Raw genomic sequence first — 21,553 nt, forward strand, 5'->3', positions numbered from 1 at the left:
AACAACATAAATTCACTTTCTGAAATTCCGCAATTGCCACCAAGACAATTGTAAAAACACAGTGTAGCCTTTAACTAGAAAAACAGTATCAGGTAGTTCCTAGACAAAATGCCAACTATTGTCACTAAACTTTTATAATATTTTGTTGTTCTTATGGCTCCAAAACACACCAAAATTCAATTTCCCCTTTGGCAGTATCTCAACCAGCCTTTATTTAGTCACGATACTAAATTAGTATGGAATCCCCAACGCTTTGCATTGATCTGGCATCTTCAACTTCTAGAACGCTGCTGGAGTAAAGAATGTGATGCCAAAGGCTCTCAACAGCATTAGATATCTCAAAAGCTGCTGCACTCAACTAAAAGCTGGCAAACTAAGCTTCGTCTACAGACCGGGGCTTTTTGCCGTCAAGTAAAGCACTGACAGTCATATCTCCCATGACATTAATCGCAGTGCGGCAGCGATCCAAAAACCAGTCTACAGTAACTAGCAAAGCGATGTACTGGGTAGGTAAGCCTACAGAAGTAAACACCAGTGTCATCGTTACCAGTCCAGCATTAGGAATATTCGCCGCACCTACGGATGCAAAAATCGAGGTAAGGATGACAATTAACTGCTGTGTCAGACTTAGATGTTGCCCAATTAGTTGGGAAATATACAACGCAGACATTGCTTCATAGAGGGCAGTACCATCATTATTGAAATTTGCCCCTACTAATGCCCCCAAGGCAGCAGAAGATTCCCTTAAACCGACTTTTGTTTGCAAAACCTCAAAGGTTACGGGCATTGCCGCCGCAGAAGAAGAAGTTGAGAAAGCTGTCAAAAAAGCATCAGAACCGCCAGCAAGGAATTTTAGCGGGTGTACCCAAGAGCCAAATTTTACTCTGATCAGGTAGTAGCACGCTTGTAATGCCAGTGCTAACAGCACCGCCAGGATAAATGCACCCAAAGATTTAAATGGTGCAAAGCCCTGCATAGCAATAGTTTTAGCTACAATCCCAAAGACTGCCAAAGGCACTAACGCAATTACCCAGTTGAGGATGCGGACTACCGCCTCAAATAGAATCCCGATGATATCCTCTATCGGCTGGTATGCGTTCTTACCTTTGGCAATTTGTTCAGATTTTAATGCCCGCAGGACGATGCCAAAACTCAGGGCAATCACAATTAGTTGGATGACATTATTATCAACTAATGGCTTCAGGACAGCTTCCGGTACAGCATCTTTGAGTATTCCCCAAGGGTCAAGACTCTGAGGAGCTATTTCTGTACTTGTTGAGGTGGGTACATTGCCCCAAGTCCCCGGATGCAGCACATTTGCTACCAAAAGCCCGACTAAAATAGCTACGGTGGTGTTGGTTAAAAGTAGCACTGCCAGCCGCCGTCCGGCTGTACCAGGGATGTCGGTAGTCATCAAAGTATGCAGCACCGCTACCAGAATCAGGGGTGTAGCCAAGGCGCGGAGAGCTTTTAACACCAATTCAGCTGGAATTGCTAAATTGTTAATTAAGACGGCATTGCTGGGATTAGGATTCCCCGCACCAAGGGCAATTCCGACGCTGATTGCGGCTACTAAGGCGATGACAATTTGTAACGTGAGAGGGATACGCTGCCACCAAGGGCTAGCTTTGGTTGCAGGCGAAGTAGTGTTCTCTGTTTGACTCATGCTAAATGCTGGTAACTAATGTAACTATTAAAACTTCACTTTCGGAAGTGAAAATTTCGCAAACAAGTTAATCTAAGACTCCGTTGCTTTGCAAAATCTAGCTCGAAAGGGTATACCACAAGGTAAGCCCCTAATCAGCTGATTAGCATTGAAACTGTATACTATCAGTAGCTCTAATGCTTGCGGTAGCTGTATTTGTTTATTTTGAATTTTGAATTGCTTATGTCCTTTGTCCCTTTACATATTCACAGTGACTACAGTCTACTTGATGGGGCTAGTCAGCTACCAGAGTTGGTGGATCAAGCGATCGCACTGGGGATGAAAGCGATCGCCCTTACCGATCATGGTGTCATGTATGGCGCAGTTGAATTGATCAAAATCTGCCGTAGTCATAATATTAAGGCGATTATCGGCAATGAAATGTATATCATTAACGGCGATATTGAGAAACAAGAACGCCGCCCAAAATATCATCAAGTCGTTTTAGCTAAAAATACCAAAGGTTACAAAAATTTAGTCAAATTAACTACAATTTCTCACCTTAAAGGTGTTCAAGGCAAAGGAATTTTTTCTCGTCCTTGTATTAATAAAGATTTACTAAAACAATATCATGAAGGCTTGATTGTCACCAGTGCTTGCTTGGGTGGAGAAATTCCCCAAGCGATTCTCAGTAATAGACCAGATGCAGCCCGGAAAGTTGCCCAATGGTATAAAGATGTATTTGGTGATGATTATTATCTAGAAATTCAAGACCACGGTTCCCAAGAAGACCGAATTGTGAATGTTGAAATCGTCAAAATTGCGCGGGAGCTAGGTATTAAAATTGTTGCCACTAATGATTCGCATTTTATATCTTGTTTTGACGTTGAAGCCCACGATGCGTTGCTATGTATTCAAACTGGCAAATTAATTGTTGAAGATAAGCGGATGCGTTATAGCGGCACAGAGTATCTCAAATCTGGTGAGGAGATGCAGCAGCTATTTCGTGACCATTTACCGGATGATGTGATTGCAGATGCGATCGCCACTACTGAAGAAGTCTCTGATAAAGTCGAGCCTTACCATATTATGGGTGAGCCTCAGATTCCTACACCCCCGATTCCCTCCGGTCATACTGCTGACACTTACGCCGAAGATGTTGCATGGAGTGGACTTTTAGAACGATTAAATCGCAAATCTCGTCATGAAGTCGATTCCGTCTATAAAGAAAGATTGGAATACGAACTGAAAATGATTCAGCAGATGGGTTTTTCCAAATACTTTCTAGTTGTCTGGGACTACATCAAATTTGCTAGAGATAATAACATTCCTGTGGGGCCCGGTCGGGGTTCGGCGGCTGGTTCATTAGTTGCTTATGCAATGCGAATTACTAATATTGACCCTGTGCATCATGGGTTACTATTTGAACGTTTTCTGAACCCAGAACGTAAATCCATGCCTGATATTGATACAGATTTCTGTATTGAACAACGAGATAAAGTTATTGAATATGTCACTGAAAAATATGGTGCAGATAGAGTTGCCCAAATTATTACTTTTAACCGCCTAACTTCTAAAGCCGTTTTAAAAGATGTCGCCAGAGTATTAAACATTCCCTATGGGGAAGCTGACAAAATGGCGAAATTAATTCCTGTAGTGCGGGGGAAACCAACGAAACTCAAGGTGATGATTTCTAATGAAACCCCAGAACCAGAGTTTAAAAATAAATATGATAAAGAACCTCATGTTCGCCATTGGCTTGATATGGCAATGCGAATTGAAGGAACTAATAAAACCTTTGGTGTTCATGCAGCAGGTGTGGTAATTTCTGCCGATCCACTTGATGAAATTGTGCCGCTACAGAAGAATAATGACGGTTCCGTGATTACCCAGTATTTCATGGAAGACCTGGAATCAATGGGTTTGTTAAAAATGGATTTTCTGGGTTTACGGAACCTGACGCTGATTCAAAGAACCGTTGATTTAATTCAAGAAACTAAAGGATATCGAATTGATCCTGATGAAATTCCCCGCCAGGAAAGAAAAGCCCAGAAGATATTAGCGAAAGGTGAACATAGCACTCTACCAAAAGATGTCCAAAAAACTTATGAATTACTAGAAGCAGGCGAGTTAGAAGGGATATTTCAATTAGAATCTTCTGGGATGCGTCAGATAGTGCGAGATTTGAAGCCTTCTAATATAGAAGATATTTCTTCGATTTTGGCACTTTATCGACCGGGGCCATTAGATGCGGGACTGATTCCGAAATTTATTAACCGCAAACACGGGCGAGAAAAGATTGATTATCAGCACGCCATTCTAGAACCAATATTAGACGAAACTTATGGAATTATGGTCTATCAAGAGCAAATCATGAAAATTGCTCAGGATATGGCTGGATATTCTTTAGGACAAGCTGACTTGCTGCGTCGGGCGATGGGTAAAAAGAAAGTTTCTGAGATGCAAAAGCAGCGAGAAAAATTCGTGGATGGTGCAGCTAAAAATGGCGTTCAGAAAAAAGTTGCGGATGAATTATTTGAGCAAATGTTGAAGTTTGCTGAATATTGTTTAAGCTATGATACGGAAATATTGACAGTAGAATATGGATTGTTGCCGATTGGGAAAATTGTAGAAAAACGCATTGAATGTACTGTGTACAGCGTTGATAATAATGGAAATATTTACACGCAACCTGTGGCACAGTGGCACGATCGCGGACAACAAGAGGTGTTTGAGTATTGTTTGGAAGATGGTTCAATAATTCGGGCAACAAAAGACCATAAATTTATGACTGTTGATGGTCAAATGTTGCCAATTGATGAAATATTTGAACGGGAATTGGATTTGATGCGGGTTGAGGGTTTGCCGGAATGACAAATGACAGGGGCGATCGCTTAAGCGTTTTGCGAGAATTTGAGGCATTTGGGCGGAGTGTAGAAATTTGGCGATCGCGAAGAAAATAAGGTAGTCAGGAACGCTGACTTAGAACTCTATACCAGTGAATTGGTTGCGGAGTGCAACCCAATGACACATTGATTTTCTTTTTTATACCTATAGGCTAGAAGCATGGGGCTAGATTTAGTGAGATGATCAAAGCAGCTCATGTTTTTAATTACGAATTACGAATTACGAATTACGAATTATTTTAAGTTGTTATATGAAGATATTGGTGCTGAATGCCGGATCGAGCAGCCAAAAGAGTTGTCTGTATGAGATTGCAGATAATGCTCTCCCCACCCAAGCAGCCCAACCCATTTGGGAAGGGAAAATTAACTGGACTCAAGATCAGGGTGTGGCAGAAATTGAAGTAAAAACTGGTACGGGTGCAACACTGCAAGAATCAATCTCTGGTGATTCCCCACAAGCACACTTCACTTATATGCTCCATACACTTAGTGAAGGTGATACCAAGGTAATTGATCAGTTGTCAGAAATTGATGTGGTGGGACATCGGATAGTACATGGTGGAGAGGATTATCGAGATAGTGTGGTAATTACGGAGGATGTTAAAAAGGCGATCGCTCGTCTATCTAACCTAGCTCCAGCACATAATCCAGCCGCTTTGTCAGGCATAGAAGCGATTGAAAAAATCTTAAAAAATGTCACTCAAATAGCAGTATTTGATACCGGATTTCATGCCACCCTACCGGATGCAGCAGCAATCTATCCCGGCCCCTATGAGTGGGTGGAAGAAGGTATCCGTCGCTATGGGTTTCATGGTATCAGTCACCAATACTGTTCTGGTCGTGCTGCCCAAATTCTCGGTCAAGATGTTCCCCCTGAGCGCTTAATTACCTGTCATCTAGGCAATGGCTGCTCTTTGGCAGCGATTAAAAATGGCCGCAGTATTGATACCACTATGGGATTCACGCCTGTCGAAGGATTGATGATGGGCAGTCGTTCTGGTTCAGTTGATCCGGGGATTCTGATTTATCTGTTGCGATACTGCAATTACTCGGTCGAAAAGTTGGATCATATATTAAATAAAGCTTCTGGGTTAAAGGGAATTTCGGGTGTATCTAGCGATATGCGTGAGGTGAGAGAAGCGAGCGCTCAAGGTAATTCCCGCGCTCAACTGGCGTGGGATATCTACGTACATCGCCTACGTTCTGGTATCGGTGCAATGCTTACCAGTTTGGGCGGATTAGATGCTTTAGTGTTCACAGCAGGCGTAGGTGAACATTCTGCGGAAATTCGCCAAGCCGCCTGTGAAGCCTTTGGTTTTTTGGGATTAAAAATAGACCTTGAAAAAAATCAGCAGCAGCCTGTGGATGAGGATATTGCCACACCCGATTCAGCAGTACGTGTCTTAGTTATTCATACTCAAGAAGATTGGGCGATCGCCGGGCAATGTTGGCAGTTATTAAAAAAGAGCTATAAATAGTCATAAAGACAGAAACCCAATACGGTTCGGATAAGGTTTTTTAATGACACGTCTTAGTTCGCAAAGACGCGATAAATCGCCGTCTTTACAATAATCAGTCCTTTGTAGAGACGGCGATTTATCGCGTCTCTTGCCTTAACCGAACCGTATTGGACAGGAACCGACGGATGATAAGTCTCCAAACTCGCGGCCCGATAAAACTTAAAATGCACTCTGCAAGTTTTGGGGCGATAAGTGACAAAAGTGGCAATAATAAAGCAATAACATGACTAAAGCCACTAGTAGCAACAACAACAACGCTAGGGATGAGAGAAATAAGCGTCCATATCAACCTATTTATAAATTTAGAGTTGATGGAAGTACGCCTTTGAAGTTGATTAACAAGTGCATGGCGGATAGTAGCAAATAATACAGTTAACCCTAACCAAGCAAATATTAATAGCATCCAATTTGCTGGATAGAGATTAGAAACTAAAAAACCAGCAGGAAAGAGAGAAGCTATTTCCCAAACTAACAGATTTAGATTAGTCCGAAGATAGTTTAGTATTTGTTCAATCAGCCAATAATGCACATAAACAATATTTAAACACTCAGGATTTTGGATAAAATCACTCCTGATTTTGTGAATTATGTCGCCATAATATAAGATATTGCTTTGTAAAACAATATCTTGTTCTTTCCAAAAATATAAAGCTGATGTATCTTCTATATAATAAAAATTAAAAGTAAGCCCATGCTGTAACGTCGATTTTTTTTGTAATAATTTAGTTGATAATAATTTGATAAAATTTACTATAAAAGTATTGTCAAAAAATTTAAAGTTCTTTTTATTAATTACTAATTTATTGTATTGCACAGTATTATTACTAAAGCAAATGTTATCGCTAAAGCAGTTGTAGTACCAAAGATAAGCTAGTAATTTTGGCGGAATGTACAGAGAGCAGCCTATTTTTTGCGCTTGCTCAATTTGTTTTAAAACTGCCTTATTTAGATAAAAAGTATAGTGTCCTGGCTCAACCTTAATTTCAAGTTCAATAGGAGTGCCTTGAGGGATTTGCAGAAAGAAAGATAGTTGAACATCAACTGGAGGATCTGTGTGTGTTTTATAAGCGTTCATTTCGGGATAATTTTGCAATATTTTGTACAATATTAATCAAAAAATTTAGTGTTCCACGCCACTGTTTTTCTCCAGCAATTATCCCTTCATTATGTATTTTTATGATTAAATCTCTATCACCTTCAGGTAATTCAAATAGGTTTTTATGGTAACGACTGATAATATCCCCATCTAACTGCATAACAGTTTGAGCATAAATAACATCAATATCTACGCTGGTAATGTTGCCACCATCAAGTGCAGCTTTAAGTTCAGACATTTTCCGCAGTGTACGAATAAATTTATCATTATTCAAAAGTTCTTCAATCTCTTGCCACCTTTGCCGCAAATTATTTTGATTATTATCTTCTTTATCTGCAACAGGAGCTGGAGCAGGCAATATTGGTTGAGCTAGCTTTATGTATGCGGGATCATCTTGAACAATATTTGATTTATGTTCCACCTGATATTTAAGACGCTCCTGATATTGTATTATCCTGGGGTCTGGCTGATTAGTCTTAGTACTTTTTTCAAGGAGAATGTAAAAATATTCTCTTTCAATTTGTGAAAATAGACTTGTATAACGCTTGCGTAGCTGTTGAGCTTGAGTTTTTTCTGGTTCTGTTAAATTGTCTGGATTTGGAATTCCTTTGGCATCAAAGTAGTCTTTGTCATTTATTGAATAAATCTCTTCATATGCTTGCCAAGCATTAAACTTTGAGCCAGTAATTTGCTCCACAACCATCGTATTCACTTCTAAAGCTGTAATATCATCGACTAATCCATGTACAGATGAGACTAGTTTCTGTAGCAAATCTGTGGCTTGTTCTTGAATTTTATTAGACATAGTAATAATTTCCTTAATTTCTTTAAAGCAAATTAGCCTATAGGTTTCGACAGGTTCCTATGCTCTAGGTATTTCAGTATGACTATTAATAAATAACGACTACTATGGACGGGATGGCGATTGTTGTGAAGTTTTACGAGATTTCATAATTTCTAGAAAAAATCCATACAACTTCTGTAAACTTTCTATATTTTTTTGCATAATCTCCCGACTCTCTTTGACTTGACTTAGATGAAAGTCGCGAAGTTCTGTATATGATCCACTACCAACAAATTGACTACCAACTTCATTGTTTATATCACCATCAATTAGATTTATTATGGTATACATTCGATTACCTGGTTTAGCAATTTGTTCCGATTGTAGTTCTTCCAACTGAGTAGAGGAGTCTGGAACCCAAGTGGTGATTTCTAACTCGACAACTTCAACTATTGCTGTTTTAATAGCATCAATAACGTCATCAATATTGAATCCTTCCCCCTTAGCATTCAGCTTATTAACTTTTCTTTTAAATTCACTACTTGGCTTGCTAAGTTGACTATTGTTTTCCCCATTTTCGCTAGCTTGACCATTGCTTTCTGTGTTTTCGTTAACAATATTATTCACCATGACATTTTTGGGGTTAGAGTATAAACAAAATACAATTATAGGTTATGTCAAAACTTTCAATGCTTTTACTTAATAAAAGTAACTGAAGTTAAAAAAACTTAATAACTTAAGAAGTTTTTTATAAATAATCTCAAAGCCAAATTTATCTTAGACAAAGAATAATACCATTTTATATTTTGGAGCCACTGCGTTGCCGTAAGTCCAGCACTGCGTTAGGGGTTCCTTCCGTTGTCCGAAGTGGCATGATTCGGAAAGAATTATTTAATTAGCTTTTGCGCGCTTCGTTACAATAAGTATAAATTAGACCCTAATTTTACACAAAGACGCCTAAAGTATATCTCAGAGCCAAAACAGTATGCATGTATAAAAAATGCTAATTAATTCAATCAGTTTCTTTTAGCCAACCTGTTTTATATTTGACCTAGTAAGGCGTAAACGCGCAAGCGATCGCCGACTTTTTCCATATTACTATGTATACAATGATATAACTATGCGGATAAAGACAAGAAAAATATGTTGTTATCTCGTCAACCTTTTGCTACACCATTAGTAGCTTGTGTATGTATATTAGGAGTTGGCTTGATTCAATTTCCCCAATTGCAAAAACTTATAAATAGCAAACAATCTGCCTCTTTAGAAACTCTAGAAAAAGAAATAAAATCTGAAAATCTCCGTCTTAATTTTCTCCAAAAAATGCCTAGTTTTGGTTATGACAACTTCATCGCAGATTTGGTATATCTCAATTTTTCACAATATTTTGGAGATGATGAAGTTCGGGATAAAACAGGTTATAGTTTAAGTCCAGAATATTTTGAAGTCATTCTAGAACGTGATCCGCGATTTTTACCAGCGTATCGGAGTCTTTCTATCAGTACTTCATTGTATGCTGCCATGCCAGAACGCGCGATCGCATTATCAGAGAAAGGCTTAAAATCACTATCTCCCTCGCTTCCCGAAAAGTCTTATTACGTGTGGCGTTATAAAGGAACTGATGAGTTATTATTTTTAGGCAATGCTCAAGCTGCCCAACAATCTTTTGCAACGGCGGCAAACTGGGCTAGTAACTTTTCAGATGCAGAGAGTCAGCTTATCGCTAATAGTTCCCAAAGAACTGCTAAATTTTTGAGTCAAAATCCTCACAGTAAATATGCTCAGATTTCTAGTTGGGGAATGGTTTTAAATTATCAAGTTGATGAGAGAACTCGGAAACGAGCAATTAGGCAAATCGAAGCTTTGGGAGGAAAAGTAATTACAACTCCTGAAGGTACTCATAAAATTATATTTCCCCCAAAGGATTAAATGATATTCATATAGCGGTTCTCATCTGCATGAACTACATAACCTCACCCCCAACCCCTCTCCTTGCTAAGGAGAGGGGAGATAAAGCACAGCTTTATTGGAGTGAGGTTAAGCTGTACCTGACTCTGATGAGGAAACGCTATAGCATTTTGCTGCAAGATAAAGAAACTTTTACGAAATTGCGATCTTCTCGATAAGTTGAGAAAGTAATATGAGTACGCAGAATATTTTCAGGAGCAATATTAATGTCAATACAATTAGGAGAATCTGATTTTCAAATATTAAAGTGTTTTCCTGTTATGTCCCAGTTGCGCCTTCACCTTGAGCAGGCTAAGTTTATAGAACAAGTTCGATATCAAATGAAAGAAGGATATCAACTTGCATTCTTGGAAGTAGAGGAGCAAGCTGTGGCAGTGGCTGGATTTCGCATTTATACGTGTTTAGCGTTGGGAAAGTTTTTATACATTGATGACTTAGTTGTTGATGAGTTAAAGCGATCGCATAGCTATGGTAAACAGTTATTGCAGTGGCTAATTGAATATGCAAGAAATCATGGCTGTGAACACCTGAGTCTTGATTCTGGTGTTCAGCGATTTGCAGCTCACAGGTTTTATCTCATGCAGCGCATGAATATTACAAGTCATCACTTTTCAATAGAGTTGTAGCGACAAGCAATCTGGTTGTGAAAAATGACATTTTTTGGTATAACGGCAAATTAATTCACTCCCAAACTTTAGAATTAGACATTAATGATCCGGGGTTACTTTATGGAGCGACTGTTTTTACAACCTTGCGGGTTTATGAGAACTCGCTAGATAGTAATTTAACCAATTGGCTCTCACACTGCGATCGCCTACTTTTCTCAGTACAATCTTTTGGTTGGCAGCAACCCGATTGGAACCGTGTGCGTCAAGGTGCCCAAATTCTCTTGGCACACTTCCCGGTTCTCAGAATTACCCTTTTTCCTGATGGACGGGAATGGATAACTGGCAGATTCTTACCACAAAATTTGACAGAAAAACAAAATAATGGTGTTGTATGTGCCGTTGCTAGTTCGGAATTTTATCGCTCTCTCCCCTCTCATAAAACTGGAAACTATTTGAGTGCTTGGCTGGCAAGAACTAGCTTGGATGCTGAAGAAGCAATATTAGTCGATGCTCAAGGAAATTGGCTAGAAACCAGTACAGGCAACCTTTGGGGATGGTGTAACGGCAGTTGGTACACGCCGCCAAAAAAGGCAGGAATTTTGCCGGGAATTTTGCGATCGCAACTTGTAAACTGGTTGCAAAACCACCAGCAGCCAGTGCGGCAAGAAACTTGGAGCGTCGAGTTAGTCCAGAGATTTGAAGCGATCGCTTACACTAATAGTGTGGTAGAAATTATTCCGATTCATACCGTTCATCAGCCCACAGGGTCGCTACAATATAATCCCTACCATCCTAGTTTTCAGCAAATCAGGGAGCTTTTCTAGCATGAAAGCTACGCCACTTTGTTACACTTAAGATAAGTTAACATAATTCTTAATAATGACCTCTCCGAACAGAGACGCTACGCGACCGCGCGAAAAATACAGGAGGATAGACCTTAGTGAATAAAAGATGGAGAAATGCAGGGCTGTACGCGCTGCTGTTTATTGTCGTCATTGCGCTGGGAACAGCATTTTTTGACAAACAACCCCAAAGCAGAGAGACATGGCGATATAGTCGCTTTATTCAAGAAGTTCAAAAAGGCGGAGTAGAAAAAGTCAGTTTGAGTGCAGATCGCTCTACAGCACTGGTTACACCCAAATATGACCCAAATAAACGGATTGTGACCTTAGTCAACGATCCAGACCTAATCAATACTCTGACTTCAAAAGGCGTTGATATTTCTGTTTTGCCCCAAACCGATGAAGGATTTTGGTTTAAGGCACTAAGCAGCTTATTCTTCCCTGTATTGCTTTTGGTTGGCTTATTCTTCTTGCTACGCCGCGCTCAAAGTGGCCCAGGTAGCCAAGCGATGAACTTTGGCAAATCCAAAGCCAGAGTGCAAATGGAACCACAAACTCAGGTAACATTTGGCGATGTCGCTGGTATTGACCAAGCCAAGTTGGAATTAAACGAAGTCGTAGACTTTCTGAAAAACGCCGATCGCTTTACCGCCGTTGGTGCAAAAATTCCTAAAGGTGTGCTGTTAGTTGGCCCTCCTGGTACAGGTAAAACCCTCCTAGCTCGTGCCGTAGCAGGTGAAGCAGGTGTACCCTTCTTCTCAATCTCCGGTTCGGAATTTGTGGAAATGTTCGTAGGTGTGGGTGCATCCCGCGTCCGCGATTTATTTGAACAAGCTAAGACCAATGCTCCTTGTATCGTCTTCATCGATGAAATTGACGCCGTAGGTCGTCAACGGGGTGCAGGTTTAGGTGGTGGTAACGATGAGCGGGAACAAACCCTCAACCAGTTGCTCACAGAAATGGACGGCTTTGAAGGCAACACTGGCATCATCATTATTGCCGCTACCAACCGTCCTGATGTCCTAGATGCAGCGCTATTGCGTCCTGGTCGCTTTGACCGTCAAGTTGTGGTAGACCGTCCCGACTATGCCGGACGCAGCGAAATCCTCAAGGTACATGCCCGTGGCAAAACCTTGGCGAAAGATGTGGACTTGGATAAAATCGCCCGTCGTACCCCTGGATTTACTGGCGCAGATTTATCCAACCTGTTGAATGAAGCCGCAATTCTGGCAGCACGCCGGAATTTGACTGAAATTTCGATGGATGAAATTAACGACGCAATTGATCGCGTATTAGCTGGCCCAGAGAAGAAAGACCGGGTAATGAGCGAAAAGCGCAAAACCTTGGTAGCTTATCACGAAGCTGGTCACGCCTTGGTTGGTGCCTTGATGCCAGACTACGATCCTGTGCAGAAGATTAGCATCATTCCTCGCGGTCGCGCAGGTGGTTTAACTTGGTTTACCCCCAGCGAAGATCGGATGGACACTGGTTTGTACAGCCGCGCTTATCTGGAAAATCAGATGGCTGTGGCTTTGGGTGGTCGCATCGCTGAAGAATTAATCTTTGGTGAAGAAGAAGTAACCACTGGTGCTTCCAACGACTTACAACAAGTAGCACGGGTTGCGCGTCAAATGATCACCAGATTTGGGATGAGCGATCGCTTGGGCCCAGTCGCCCTTGGTCGCCAGCAAGGTAACATGTTCCTTGGACGGGATATCATGTCAGAGCGTGATTTCTCTGAAGAAACCGCCGCCGCCATTGATGAAGAAGTCCGTAAACTTGTGGATGTAGCCTATACACGCGCTAAAGAAGTGTTGGTGCGTAACCGCCACATTTTAGAGCAGATAGCGCAAATGTTGGTTGATAAAGAAACGGTAGACGCTGAAGAATTGCAAGAAATTCTATCGAATAACGATGTGACAACCGCCGCGTTTGCCTAATTTAATCAGTAGTTAGGAGTTAAGAACAATTCCTAACTCCTAAGTTTTAAAATTCGGGGTAATTCTGGGATTTTCCAGAGTTACCCCAATTTTTTTAAGTTCCTTGTCAAAAGCCAATACCCTTGGGTTAGGGCCAAAAACCTTAAACTGCGTAGGTTGGGGAGCCACTGCAACAGGTGTGGTTTCCCGACGAGCTTTGCAAGTGGCGTTTGAGGAACCAAACCCAACAAAGCTATTTTTCACAAAGCCAAGCGTATTGTGTCAAAAGCCCGGCCATGATGACCGGGCTTTTAATCTGAAATGGGGTTATATTCCCCGAAGGTTTGTTATAGAGTTTCAGTATAAATCCGTAGCCTGATAGAGACTACCACCTCAGCGTGACCAATTCCGGAAAATTAGAAAAATTTTTGTAGAACTATTGGAATGTGGCGAGTCGGTTACTCGAAATTAGGAAACTCCTTGCCATGCCCCGTAGCACTTGGATTACCTCCTCTAGGCGCAGCAGATATCGAACAACATAATCACCAGCCACCAGTTCACGGACATTCTCAACCTCCGAAAGGGGACGCGCGATCGGGGTCTCTTCGATCATCTGCTGTTTGTGCTCCTGAATATACTGGCGTAGGGCATCGTTGATTATCCAGCCCCTAAAATGCTGAAGGCGGGTAGCGGTGGTGTCAAGTTTCTCTTGCCATCATCCAGCCGAAAACTTGTGGTACTCATAACTACTCCTCAAATAATACACATTGCTACAATGTATTTTTAGAAAGTAACTGATGATTCATCAACGTACTCAACCAGTCGCCGATCTTAAACTTTAGATGTCGGTTTCAAAAATAGCCAAGCCACAAAGAACGTAGCTGCTGTGAATAGTTGCGTCAAATCCAAAGCAGATAGATAACCATCCGCAAATGAAGCAATACTGCGATCAGTAATGCCAAATACCCAAGATGACAGCCCAAACAGCCAAATCCCATTCTTGAGATTCCCGACGAATTGCTTAGAGTCTGATGGTTCTTGGTCTTTCATGATCTACTGTTCCGTTGGTGAAGAATTTGGTGATTGATGCGAAATACCTGTCATTAGGAATTTTTTCGGACTCCTGACGCTGAATTTACACTTCCTATTAATAATATTAATAAATATTTCAGCTACTTGACTTAATAAACCAAAGGTACATCTCCTAATGTTGACATTCCTCCTTTGGTTTTGTCACCTTGATAGACGGCAAGGCGTTGAGTGATCAGCATTACAGCGTCGGGTTTGAATGCTGAGATTACATAATCTTTAAATAACTATATAAATATTTATTTATAAAATTAAAAAATACTCTATAGGATAGATGCGTCTCAGAAAATGACTCATATTGAAATTACGTGGATAGATCGCAGTGGCGCACAGATGTGCGCCACTGCGCTATGAGCTAGATTTCTGGGTCAACCAAGCGGGTAGTGGGACGACTCTGATACAAATCTTGAACTACTTGGCCAGCAGAAACTACAGCGACAAGGGCAATGACTGCAACAGGTAACAAACCTTTGCCTAAGATGGCGATCGCTAGCAACACAACTGCACCCCCAAGTCGATACTGGGAACGGATTTTGCAATAACGGATCACCCCAAATCTGTGGAGAATGCTGACAGATAGAGAGCATAATGCTACTGAACCACAGATGAGCGATCGCTGGGAATCGGGTAGTGGTAAAGTTGGCTGACTCAATAAAATTTGTTCTACGCCGACTCCAGCAGCAGCAATCCCAATCACTAGCGGTAAATGGGTGTAAAGCCAGAGATTGACAACACCAATTTTTCCATGTGTTCGCGCCATCACAATCGGTGTGCCACCCAGATTATCAAAATAGACCCACCACCAGCTAAAGGCGATAATTAGACCAAACACGCCAGAAATCACAGTTAAAGTATCCCATTTCTGCTCAGAAACACCATTGACCACTGCAATGATTGCTTCCCCCAAAACAATAATGGTAAATAGCCCGAAACGTTCCGGTAAGTGGGAGGCGTGGGGGAGTAACCCGATCTGAAACTTACGTCCTATTAAGGGTGTGGCAAAGTCAATAATGATTCCCACTGTCCAAAATCCGAACCGCCAAGGAATGGGTATAGATGCTGATATTAACCAGAAGAAGGCTGCGATCGCAAAACCAATAGCATAGCGAGTGGTCAAAGGACGCGCTGAAGGAATATAGATTCCAGCACGGACGTACTCTATTACAAGCACAACCCGACCGAGAGCATAGGAAATGGCAAAACCAGGGGAACTCTCACCCAAACCGTGGTGGATATTAATAGCCATTGCTGCTGCTGTCAGCATTTGTATACCAATCAGCAGTCGATGTCCGACATCATCGCTGTCAAAGCGGTTGGCGTAGAATGTAGTGCCAATCCATGACCACCAAACTGGTATAAATAGAACTACAAACCCAAACAATCCTGATAGAGAGATATCTTCGTTGAGATTGTGGGCGAGTTGAGAAACTGCAACTACAAAAACCAAATCATAAAAAAGTTCTAGCCAAGTGGCGCGTCGTTCTTCTTCAGTGTCTTCACCAATGCGTAACCTTGGCGGTTGGAGAAAATTTGCCATAGTGCTAAAATTGCGAATCGCTAATTGTTTTTTACCATTAGCTGCGATCAATTAGCGAGTACCTAGATACTTGTGCATAAATTGTTAAAAAACTGCTGATAATATTAAATTGGGAGTCGTTAATCCTGCCGACCTCGAAAAAGCGATCGCAATTGCCTCGACAAAGTATGGTCTTGAATTTATTGTCGAAAATGTTTTAGTTTTTCCGTTCGCAGAAGTGGAGTTAAATATTGAATTTGTAAATAATCCTGATTGCGATCTAAAATTGTGGCGATCGCAGAAGATGATATAGTCACTGTACAGATTTTAAAGCGGGCGATGGGACTCGAACCCACGACGTTCACCATGGGAAGGTGACATTCTACCACTGAATTACACCCGCGAATTGCTGCCATAAACTTAGGGCTAAAATGAAGCATAGCACTATTTACAGCTGTTTTCAATTGGCTAGAACATAGACTGTTTTGGCAACTGCTGATGCATGAGTCATCTGGCTGTTCAGATTGGGATATCTTTTTAGCTAGCTGATGACGGCACTTACTACCATATTTAACTAAAGAACAATGTCCTCACCGCGCTCCGTGAAGCGAACCTCTTTAATATTCCATTGGGCATTACTTGTTAGGGTTTTGCGGAGACTGCCAAACAGAGCAAACTGTTCACAACTAGAAAGAGAAGCTATTTGCCGCTTTGACTCAGGAGATATTCGCAAATCAACTGTCGCAATGCCATTTTTGATGTTGACACGATACCCAGACAAGCTAAAGTCGCTTGTATCTCGTTTTTCTAAAATTTTACTCACTACATTTGTCACTGGTTTCTCGGCTGGTACTGAAACCTTTTCTGGAATTAGTTCTTGACATTGAGTATCACTCGTGTATATTGTAACGTTGGTAGTTTTGCTAGTGATAGCTTTAGGAGTTGATGAGGAAGGCGTATTTTCTTTAGGAGATTCTTGATAAGGAGATTTTTCTCTCAACTGAGCTACGCTAGGATTTTGGCTGGGAGTCTGAGACGATACGCTATTCGTCGGTGTTGTGTTGGGGGATGGCGTTCCACTGTCAATATTACGAGCCGTGGGGTTAGAACTGCAACTGCTGAGGCTGACAATCATTGTCACAAAAATAAGGGGTAAAAAATATATCTTGGTTGTGTTCATAATTTTGCTAATAAGTGATATTGCTGCTATCAACTTCCGTGTCGCTGGTATCAATTCCGCATAAATTTCTGAATATTGAGCCAGTCTATAAAGTGTCAACCCGAAATCTGCTAAAGTCGAAGGTTGTACTATAGACCGAAATTACAACATCTGCGCTTCAAGGAGCGATGTCTGACGACAAGCCCTACGGGTGACGCTCCTACGTCGCTACCGCTTCGCTAACGGGGGTGACGCTCGTTCGCCCTTGGCGTCTCCCCTTGGGAGAAGACTCGCTAACGCTTCGCTATCGCAAGACGCTCGGTCGCCCAAGGCGCGTGCCGTAGGCAAGACTCGTTCGCGAAGCGTCTCGTAGAGAAGAGGCTCCGCTAACGACCGGAACCGCCTTCGCCTCCGGTCTCGTAGAGAAGACTGCGACCCCCTCACCGCTTTGCGTCTACGCCAATCCCAAAAAGCTTGCACATCTTCTTATTAAACTAGAGACTCGCCAAGTATAACGGCATGTGTACCAGTTTCAGCTACAAAGAATAAATCAGCAGGTGTATACAAGCCAGACTCACTGACAACGATAATCCCCAAGCTTTGCAGTTGAATTCGCCTAGCCGCCAGTAGTTGCCCAGTTGCGCTAGTCAGATTAGTATCTATTGGTGAACGTATACACGTATTTATTTACAGAAGCTACTTCATCAAACTCAGATTTTATTAAAATTTCATATACTTTTTGCTTTACTTAGTTAAATATGCGAATTAAGAGTTGATTTTCCCTAAATCAGCTTTTTGAAAAAGTTCAGTAAGATTCCTCTTTTAGTAACAAGTTAAATCTAACTAAAATATTAATAGTTGTGCTGGCTTAGTTGATGAAAAAACGTCAATTATTCCAGGTGTATCTATTTGCCATCTCCCGATAAGACCGATTCAGTAGTCTTAAAATAACCGCTCTCTTTTTAAGAAAGAGAAGTTTAGCTTCCCCTTGCCTTATAGGAAAGGTGATTGGGGGAGGTTCGGTTGTTGTTAGCGAATTAATGTACTAAACGCTAGTAGTCTATTCATTTAGAAATCGCTGTGGTCAGTTTTTATTCGACACAGCGTCATGATTTATCTTGGGAAATTGCGGTTTTATTTTGAACGGTTTTATTCCTAACTGAGAACCAACCAACTTCTTTAAGCTTTGAAGATTTATCAACCCATTTTACCAATACCCATGCAACAATATATTTCTCATTTGCTCATACTAGTAGTAGGAACAAGCTCGACTTTCATCGTTACTCCATCTCAAGCGGAAACTCCGGTAAAAACCAACAGTCAAAATACTGATAATATTAGTTCCATATCTTCAAATTCACCTTCTGCTATCCAATTGAGTGATTTTGCCAATTCTACTAATAGCAAACCATCTATTCTCTCTGAAGTAGCTAATAACTCTTCTGCTGCTAATGCCAATATAACTGCAACTAAGCCTCAGCCAAGGATTCCTATATCCAGCAGAATTTTTCCCACACCTTCGATGCGGCAATAATTAGCGGCTCAACATTTAGTTTACTTGCTTGGGCTGATAGGAATCTGCATTAGTACATGATATACAACATTACCTAATGAAAATACTACTCCAAGCAGAGAGAACAATTAGAATCTCTCTTCTTGAGGTGGGACGAATATCATCTATAGCGGTTCTGATTTTTATGCAATATACTTTGACCTCTCTCCTTTTAGGAGAGAGGCTTTGAGTGTTACTCCCCAACGCTACAAGTGTTGGGGCTGTTTTTGTTAGGTCTATATTGGACTCAACAGAGAACCACTATATATATGAGACATAGCCTAATTTGCTTTATGCTTGCAGCTGACAGAGCAGTAAACCAAACCATTGATTTGCATCTGTCCACACATGAAGAGGTAATAAACCCTGTGCGGTGAGTTGCTGCTTGATAGTCTTAAGGTCAAATTTGCGAGAAATTTCGGTGAGGATAGTCTCACCTAGCGCAAAATTAACCTTGAGGTTAAGAGCGCGTAATTCTACAATTTGCGATCGCACGCTGCGTAAATGCATTTCTATTTGATGCTCACTTTCATTGTAAAACGCCCAGTGTTCAAACTGCGTGGTGTCGAAATTCCCCTCAAACTGCTGATTTAAATGCTCCAGCATATTGAGGTTAAATGCTGCTGTCACTCCTTGGCTGTCGTTATAAGCTGGTTCCAAAATCTGTTTCGGCTTTCGTAAATCTATCCCCAGCAAGAAATACTCACCTACTTGTAGGGCTTCTGTAATTTGAGAGAAGAACACATCACACTCATCAGGTCTAAGATTACCTAAAGTGCTACCAATAAAACAAATCATCCGACTGGGTAATTGCGTCGGTAGGAGTTGTGCAAGAGCTAATTCATAAGTTCCCGCTAGTGCATAAACTTGCAGTAAAGGATAATCTTCTAATAACTGCTTGGCGCTACTTTCCAACATACCTCCAGACACATCAATTGGTAGGTAGTGCAAGGGATAGCCTAGATTTTGGTAGGCATCTAGTAGAATGCGGGTTTTGCTAGAACTGCCACTACCAAGTTCTACCAATTCACAAGCGCCAGTTATCTTGGCAATTTCACTAGCAAACTGCTGTAAAATCGTTGTTTCTGTGCGTGTGAGGTAATATTCTGGTAAATCACAGATTTGCTCAAACAGATCAGAACCACGGTCATCATAAAAGTAACAGGGGGGTAGAGATTTAGGTGTTTGAGTCAATCCCTTAACCACATCACTTCCAGCACTAGGTGCAACTATTTGAGTTGCTCCTACCAAACGCTCTATCTGCAAGCGTTTTTCAACGCTGTTTTGAGAAGTAACATTGCTGTTAGCAGCTTTAGATATCGACATTAAACCTCCATTTGCTTGGCGTAATAGGCTATCTTTGATGGCAGAACTTTACCCCAATCAGTGAAACACATAGTCATAGCTAATAAAATCATGCCTGAGCAATATTGCTCAAGCTTTAGTGCTATTTGTAGGCATTTCCCCATTAAAATGACAGCAAGTAAGCGCTTAAGTACTATTGCTAACCTCTTTCACAGTAGATTTGCTCAATTTGGATCTCACAGTCTGCTCCCACACTAATGATGCTATTTTCTGGGCAAGCAATCCAATTACCTATAAATAGAGGTTCAGACGCAATAATTACAGATTTTGCGAAAGTCGGATTATTTCGTATGCAGTTAGGACTTACGCAAGAGTTACGGAATAACGTAGACGCGGAGCGGCTTGCCATAGGCTACCACAGAGGCGCAGAGAAGCCAGTGCGTTGGGCGGGTTCCCCGACTTGAAGCAACTGGCGCGACACAGAGAAATAGGAGTTTGAGAGATATTTTGCATAAGTCCTACCAGTAAAGAGATGCAGGCGGTCAGACAATGGTAGCAAAACGAGAAGCTATCAGGCGATGTCCGTCACTAAAAACTACCTTGACTGAGGCTTCTACTTGATAGCGTTTTGCCATCTCTAAAAGCGTTAATAATGTGCTGCGTAAAGCGTACTCTGGAGGTCGGAGTTTGTTAATTTCACCTTGTGAAAATAAAAACGCAAAAATGTGTTGCGAGTCAGTATTGCCATTAATTTTTTCATAAAAATTTTGGGTTAAAGTGCTGCGGATTTTTCTGTGTAATGTTTTGCGAAAATAATAATTTTACATAATCCATTAAAGATCAAATTAAATTTTCGTTACATACTTATAAATTTTCCCACACACCTGCTTAGTTTATGTAGAAACTAAGAATAAAGTATGTTGTATTTACCGTAAAAATACCCAATAAAGCCCTTTCGTAATATTCAGTTAAAACACCAATGACAAATTATGTACCTGTTTTCTATCCTGAAGTTGTAATAAATCGAACAAATGTTCACACACTTGTTGCAGATACCAAGTTGCCTTCTGTATCGGGTTTTCCCAACTGCTAATTCGCTGATGTCTCAAGGTAATGCCCAACTACCCGTTATAAATTTTCCCGCCCACCTACTTATGGAGTATGAAGTATGAAAGTAAAAAGTTTGAGCGATGTCAAAATAGAGATTACAGATAAAGGAAGAGGAGTCTTTGCCAACCGGAATTTCCGTGAAGGTGAGAAGGTAGTGATTGGACACCGAGTCCAGAACCTACCAGAAAGAACTAATCACTCCTTCCAAATAGACATTGATTTACATATAGAACTAGATGAACCAGGACGACTAATCAATCACTCTTGTAGTCCAAATACGGGAATTCGGAATAATGAATTTGGAGCATATGATTTTGTCGCCTTGATAGATATAAATGAAGGAAGTGAAATTACATGGGATTATGAAACAACAGAATACATTTCTATTGCTATTCCAGAATGTTGTTGTGGCGCTTCTAACTGTAGAGTTAAAACATTAGGATTTAAGTTTCGTTCTACTCAACTCAGGAAAAAGTATGGTATTTTTATTGCTGATTACTTAAAAGACTTCAGCATTTAGAGATAATCTAAGTT

Annotated in this window: 21 protein-coding genes, 1 tRNA gene and 1 pseudogene; 10 read left to right on the top strand and 13 right to left on the bottom strand. The window is 41.0% G+C overall.

Translation table 11 applies throughout. From position 1 onward, the window contains the following. The first annotated feature begins 153 nt into the window (after window positions 1-153). Window positions 154-333 carry a hypothetical protein gene (locus tag HWQ23_RS09530; RefSeq protein ID WP_292826902.1) on the top strand — a complete coding sequence of 60 codons (180 nt, stop codon included), beginning with the start codon at window positions 154-156 and terminating at the stop codon, window positions 331-333. Between the two features lie 40 nt (window positions 334-373). On the opposite strand, the gene HWQ23_RS09535 is transcribed toward HWQ23_RS09530, so the two are convergent. Next, window positions 374-1,666, bottom strand: coding sequence for a dicarboxylate/amino acid:cation symporter (locus tag HWQ23_RS09535; RefSeq protein WP_292826905.1), 1,293 nt, complete (start codon window positions 1,664-1,666; stop codon window positions 374-376). 222 nt (window positions 1,667-1,888) lie between these two features. Between HWQ23_RS09535 and HWQ23_RS09540 the strand changes: the two genes are divergently transcribed. Further along, the gene (locus HWQ23_RS09540; RefSeq protein ID WP_292826908.1) at window positions 1,889-4,519 is read left to right on the top strand and encodes a DNA polymerase III subunit alpha; all 2,631 of its coding nucleotides are present in this window, start codon (window positions 1,889-1,891) and stop codon (window positions 4,517-4,519) included. Window positions 4,520-4,802: 283 nt separating this feature from the next. Next, window positions 4,803-6,029 carry an acetate kinase gene (locus HWQ23_RS09545; RefSeq protein ID WP_292826910.1) on the top strand — a complete coding sequence of 409 codons (1,227 nt, stop codon included), beginning with the start codon at window positions 4,803-4,805 and terminating at the stop codon, window positions 6,027-6,029. A gap of 118 nt (window positions 6,030-6,147) precedes the next feature. Here HWQ23_RS09545 and HWQ23_RS09550 read toward each other — a convergent pair whose 3' ends face one another. The 3 genes from HWQ23_RS09550 to HWQ23_RS09560 form a co-directional block, all read right to left on the bottom strand. Continuing rightward, entirely contained in the window at window positions 6,148-7,146 is a 999-nt protein-coding gene (locus HWQ23_RS09550) for a hypothetical protein (RefSeq protein ID WP_292826913.1), read from the bottom strand. Next, window positions 7,133-7,972, bottom strand: a complete 840-nt coding sequence (locus tag HWQ23_RS09555) for a hypothetical protein (protein WP_292826916.1) — start codon at window positions 7,970-7,972, stop codon at window positions 7,133-7,135. The genes HWQ23_RS09550 and HWQ23_RS09555 overlap by 14 nt, the downstream gene beginning before the upstream one ends. Window positions 7,973-8,074: 102 nt before the next feature. Continuing rightward, window positions 8,075-8,581: a hypothetical protein gene (locus HWQ23_RS09560; RefSeq protein WP_292826919.1), complete on the bottom strand. Its 507-nt coding sequence runs from the start codon at window positions 8,579-8,581 to the stop codon at window positions 8,075-8,077. Window positions 8,582-9,094: 513 nt separating this feature from the next. On the opposite strand from HWQ23_RS09560, the gene HWQ23_RS09565 reads away from it, so the two are divergent. The 4 genes from HWQ23_RS09565 to ftsH3 all read left to right on the top strand — a co-directional run bounded on the left by HWQ23_RS09565 (window position 9,095) and on the right by ftsH3 (window position 13,309). Beyond that, on the top strand, window positions 9,095-9,880 hold the full coding sequence (locus HWQ23_RS09565) for a hypothetical protein (protein ID WP_292826922.1): 786 nt from the start codon (window positions 9,095-9,097) through the stop codon (window positions 9,878-9,880). Between the two features lie 245 nt (window positions 9,881-10,125). Continuing rightward, on the top strand, window positions 10,126-10,545 hold the full coding sequence (locus HWQ23_RS09570) for a GNAT family N-acetyltransferase (RefSeq protein ID WP_292826925.1): 420 nt from the start codon (window positions 10,126-10,128) through the stop codon (window positions 10,543-10,545). 17 nt (window positions 10,546-10,562) lie between these two features. Beyond that, a complete protein-coding gene (locus HWQ23_RS09575) occupies window positions 10,563-11,351 on the top strand; it encodes an aminotransferase class IV (RefSeq protein WP_292826928.1) in 789 nt (262 codons plus the stop codon). 116 nt (window positions 11,352-11,467) lie between these two features. Beyond that, window positions 11,468-13,309: an ATP-dependent zinc metalloprotease FtsH3 gene (ftsH3, locus tag HWQ23_RS09580; RefSeq protein ID WP_292826931.1), complete on the top strand. Its 1,842-nt coding sequence runs from the start codon at window positions 11,468-11,470 to the stop codon at window positions 13,307-13,309. A 39-nt stretch (window positions 13,310-13,348) separates the two neighbouring features. On the opposite strand, the gene HWQ23_RS09585 is transcribed toward ftsH3, so the two are convergent. The 4 genes from HWQ23_RS09585 to HWQ23_RS09600 form a co-directional block, all read right to left on the bottom strand. After that, complete coding sequence (locus tag HWQ23_RS09585) at window positions 13,349-13,552, bottom strand: hypothetical protein (RefSeq protein ID WP_292826934.1); 204 nt, start codon at window positions 13,550-13,552, stop codon at window positions 13,349-13,351. A 172-nt stretch (window positions 13,553-13,724) separates the two neighbouring features. After that, window positions 13,725-13,901 carry a hypothetical protein gene (locus HWQ23_RS09590; RefSeq protein WP_292826937.1) on the bottom strand — a complete coding sequence of 59 codons (177 nt, stop codon included), beginning with the start codon at window positions 13,899-13,901 and terminating at the stop codon, window positions 13,725-13,727. Window positions 13,902-14,119: 218 nt separating this feature from the next. Next, on the bottom strand, window positions 14,120-14,338 hold the full coding sequence (locus HWQ23_RS09595; RefSeq protein ID WP_292826940.1) for a hypothetical protein: 219 nt from the start codon (window positions 14,336-14,338) through the stop codon (window positions 14,120-14,122). A 394-nt stretch (window positions 14,339-14,732) separates the two neighbouring features. Then, window positions 14,733-15,914 carry a low temperature requirement protein A gene (locus HWQ23_RS09600; RefSeq protein WP_292826943.1) on the bottom strand — a complete coding sequence of 394 codons (1,182 nt, stop codon included), beginning with the start codon at window positions 15,912-15,914 and terminating at the stop codon, window positions 14,733-14,735. Window positions 15,915-16,023: 109 nt separating this feature from the next. Here HWQ23_RS09600 and HWQ23_RS09605 point away from each other — a divergent pair, with 109 nt between their 5' ends. Further along, window positions 16,024-16,206 (top strand): hypothetical protein, encoded by a 183-nt coding sequence (locus HWQ23_RS09605; protein WP_292826946.1) that lies wholly within the window; start codon window positions 16,024-16,026, stop codon window positions 16,204-16,206. Window positions 16,207-16,224: 18 nt separating this feature from the next. On the opposite strand, the gene HWQ23_RS09610 is transcribed toward HWQ23_RS09605, so the two are convergent. From HWQ23_RS09610 to HWQ23_RS33630, 3 genes and pseudogenes are all read right to left on the bottom strand, one after another. Then, a tRNA-Gly gene (locus HWQ23_RS09610) sits at window positions 16,225-16,296 on the bottom strand. A 171-nt stretch (window positions 16,297-16,467) separates the two neighbouring features. Further along, a complete protein-coding gene (locus tag HWQ23_RS09615; protein ID WP_292826949.1) occupies window positions 16,468-17,073 on the bottom strand; it encodes a GerMN domain-containing protein in 606 nt (201 codons plus the stop codon). 468 nt (window positions 17,074-17,541) lie between these two features. Next, window positions 17,542-17,691, bottom strand: a pseudogene (locus HWQ23_RS33630) (indole-3-glycerol phosphate synthase TrpC); the annotation flags it as partial. A gap of 547 nt (window positions 17,692-18,238) precedes the next feature. On the opposite strand from HWQ23_RS33630, the gene HWQ23_RS09625 reads away from it, so the two are divergent. Next, window positions 18,239-18,586: a hypothetical protein gene (locus HWQ23_RS09625; RefSeq protein WP_292826952.1), complete on the top strand. Its 348-nt coding sequence runs from the start codon at window positions 18,239-18,241 to the stop codon at window positions 18,584-18,586. 309 nt (window positions 18,587-18,895) lie between these two features. Here HWQ23_RS09625 and egtD read toward each other — a convergent pair whose 3' ends face one another. Together egtD and HWQ23_RS33635 are read right to left on the bottom strand one after the other, a co-directional pair. After that, complete coding sequence (gene egtD, locus HWQ23_RS09630; RefSeq protein WP_292826955.1) at window positions 18,896-19,930, bottom strand: L-histidine N(alpha)-methyltransferase; 1,035 nt, start codon at window positions 19,928-19,930, stop codon at window positions 18,896-18,898. A gap of 342 nt (window positions 19,931-20,272) precedes the next feature. Then, complete coding sequence (locus tag HWQ23_RS33635; RefSeq protein ID WP_472850392.1) at window positions 20,273-20,422, bottom strand: hypothetical protein; 150 nt, start codon at window positions 20,420-20,422, stop codon at window positions 20,273-20,275. Between the two features lie 655 nt (window positions 20,423-21,077). Here HWQ23_RS33635 and HWQ23_RS09640 point away from each other — a divergent pair. After that, complete coding sequence (locus HWQ23_RS09640) at window positions 21,078-21,539, top strand: SET domain-containing protein-lysine N-methyltransferase (protein WP_292826958.1); 462 nt, start codon at window positions 21,078-21,080, stop codon at window positions 21,537-21,539. Window positions 21,540-21,553 lie beyond the last annotated feature (14 nt).

Origin of the sequence: Nostoc sp. JL33, assembly GCF_017114985.1 — a bacterium.
Classification (GTDB): domain Bacteria; phylum Cyanobacteriota; class Cyanobacteriia; order Cyanobacteriales; family Nostocaceae; genus Nostoc.